This is a genomic window from Paenibacillus sp. FSL R5-0527 (genome assembly GCF_038008055.1).
GTDB classification, from domain to species: Bacteria; Bacillota; Bacilli; order Paenibacillales; family Paenibacillaceae; genus Fontibacillus; species Fontibacillus macerans.
On the sequence record NZ_JBBOYI010000008.1, the window covers coordinates 1 to 2,247 of the forward strand.

Annotated in this window: 4 protein-coding genes and 1 pseudogene; 2 read left to right on the forward strand and 3 right to left on the reverse strand. The window is 41.2% G+C overall.

Annotated features, from left to right (window positions below):
- A pseudogene (locus NYE69_RS33385) lies at positions 1-211 on the forward strand (hypothetical protein); the annotation flags it as partial.
- Positions 212-266: 55 nt separating this feature from the next.
- On the opposite strand, the gene NYE69_RS33390 reads toward NYE69_RS33385, so the two are convergent.
- The 3 genes from NYE69_RS33390 to NYE69_RS33400 form a co-directional block, all read right to left on the reverse strand.
- Positions 267-545, reverse strand: a complete 279-nt coding sequence (locus NYE69_RS33390; protein WP_340930715.1) for a hypothetical protein — start codon at positions 543-545, stop codon at positions 267-269.
- A gap of 155 nt (positions 546-700) precedes the next feature.
- Positions 701-853, reverse strand: a complete 153-nt coding sequence (locus tag NYE69_RS33395) for a hypothetical protein (RefSeq protein ID WP_340930716.1) — start codon at positions 851-853, stop codon at positions 701-703.
- A gap of 38 nt (positions 854-891) precedes the next feature.
- On the reverse strand, positions 892-1,692 hold the full coding sequence (locus NYE69_RS33400; protein ID WP_155621285.1) for a hypothetical protein: 801 nt from the start codon (positions 1,690-1,692) through the stop codon (positions 892-894).
- Positions 1,693-2,034: 342 nt separating this feature from the next.
- Between NYE69_RS33400 and NYE69_RS33405 the strand changes: the two genes are divergently transcribed.
- Positions 2,035-2,247: a hypothetical protein gene (locus NYE69_RS33405; protein WP_155621284.1), complete on the forward strand. Its 213-nt coding sequence runs from the start codon at positions 2,035-2,037 to the stop codon at positions 2,245-2,247.

A 2,247-nucleotide genomic window follows, 5' to 3' on the forward strand; every position in this document is an offset into this window, starting at 1 on the left:
TAAAATGGTAAAAAAGGACCAAATGACCCCTGAAATGCTCGTCTACAGGCAAGAGGTGTTAGACGACACTGTAAATCTAATGTCAATGGCAGATAAGTTTGGACTGGATATTAAAGTATCGGATACTATATACGGACAGTACACCAACACCAGTACACGTGCGTTGCCGCGTACTGGACGCGAACGGATCGCAGCAGAAGAAGCAAAATAAACGCATCAAGCCCACTAACCTATATGGTCGGTGGGCTTGTTAAATTGCAATTCCTTTAGGCTGGGCCGTATTTCGTGTTGGCCTCTTCAAAAAGTAATCGGGGGTCACGAAACTCCACTGTTTGAACAGCACGTCCTAGTAGCACTTCAACGCCTCTATGAAACACTTCAAACTCAATTAGCAAGCTATCTTCTTGAAGCTGAAAATAACTCATCCGTTTAATGTCATCCGATAACCACCAGTGATTATCACCGTATTTAGACATTACACTTAACATTTTATTGATTGTCTTTTCATCGTTGGTCATGGCTTTACAATATTGTTCGTTCGTCATGGTATCACTCCTTGGATTATAAAATTTTATGTTCACTGTAAGATGTCCTTTATGGTTTCTTATTTCCGAATCATCCAAACCAGCGCCACAACCGAGAGCACCAGCGCTGCAAAACTGACAATCAGCGTTACTGTTTCTATGTGTTATTCCTCCTTTTATAACTTACAGCGTTTTTCGGCGAGCCTTTCCGCGCCTCTCATTGTTTTTCTGGAGCCAACAATTTTAAACCCGGCCTTCTCGTTGTTTTCAACCATCCATTCCTTGGAAATGATGACATCATTCTTGGATTCCATTACAAAATATTCCATTTCCCTTATCCTCCTTAGAGGGGCCGAAGCCCCTGCGTTTAAATGTATTTTTCATACTGTTCGCTAATTCCGCTCACCCATTCAAGATTAAATTTATTTAAATAAGTACTCCATGCGTTTTGTCTTGCATTCCACCACCAGCCACGGCTTTTAAGTGCAACAATAAGCTGGCGTTTTGGTTTCAGCACAAACTTGATATAGTACCGATCCCCTTCTTTATAGGCAGAGAAGTTATCGTCTTGAAAAACAACTTCCTTTTTGATTTCTTGAACTTCACCAGATTTGGAACGAAGATACAACTTATAAATGTTACTGTTTTTTCTCCATTTATACTTGCTTTGAAGTTGTTCAAAAAGCTCTATAAATTTTGCATTATCAGCGAACGCCAATTTCATTAGGTCAGATGTTGGATCGAATCCCGTCTTACTATCACAGAACGCAATCATTTCGAGCAGACGGGAAATTTTTCTATTCTCAATTGTTTCTACATCATCCATTGTGCCGTTGTTTATTTGCTCCTTGATTTTTTCAAACCATTTGCAAAATTCAGCGGATAGACGCAAAACTTGTTCGCTTTTATCAAGTCTACGTGCGTTATAATTTGCTGGTCCAGCAACCATAACGCTAACGTGCTGAGCTTCATACTTAAGAATTTCAGAGTACCGCTTGTGTACATCCTTAAGCAGTTGCACCTTCTTGCTTTCTGGAATTGACCAGCTAAGCACATCCTCGCAATAGGCCATGTATGAAGCTTCGCTGTTTTTACCTCTGGTCCCTCCAAAACTGTTGTAATTGGATCGATGAATAAGTGTACCGTCTAGTGGAATAATCTCAGCCATATTAACTCCCCTCCCGCGTAAGGCCGCCGCCATTGTATATTTCGATTCGATTTGTTAAGATTGGGAGGAGGGAGCCTCTAACTCCCTCCGGGAACCTTCTAACGTCTGCGCCGGATGCGCCGTTTATGGGTTCCTTTTTCTTTTTCACGGCTAAGTAGTAACAAAGCGGTAAGTAACTGAATGATTGCCGTGATCAGTGTTACCCAATCTTTCATTTCCTGTGTTCACCTCCTCCCTGATTAATATTATATACTCACGTGAGTATAGTGTCAACACTTTTTATACTTGCGTGAGTATTGTTTTTGATGTTATTATGAGCATAAGAGATAAGGGGGCGATCATTTGGAAGATAAAAAGGGAACGGCTGCAACACGGGCAAAGAATAAGTATAATGCAGCAAACTATGATCGCTTGTATCCTTATGTACCAAAGGGGCGCAAGGCGGTTTATGAGGCAGCAGCTAAAAAGGCTGGGTACGAGTCGTTAAACGACTTCATAATTAGCGCAATCGAGGAAAAAATAAAACGCGAGGAAGAAAAGACCACAGAGGCATAA

Excerpts from the sequence above, each read along its gene's own strand:
- NYE69_RS33390 (WP_340930715.1), bottom strand. The coding sequence starts at position 545 with ATGACGAACGAACAATATTGTAAAGCCATGACCAACGATGAAAAGACA.
- NYE69_RS33395 (WP_340930716.1), bottom strand. The coding sequence starts at position 853 with ATGGAATATTTTGTAATGGAATCCAAGAATGATGTCATCATTTCCAAG.
- NYE69_RS33400 (WP_155621285.1), bottom strand. The coding sequence starts at position 1,692 with ATGGCTGAGATTATTCCACTAGACGGTACACTTATTCATCGATCCAAT.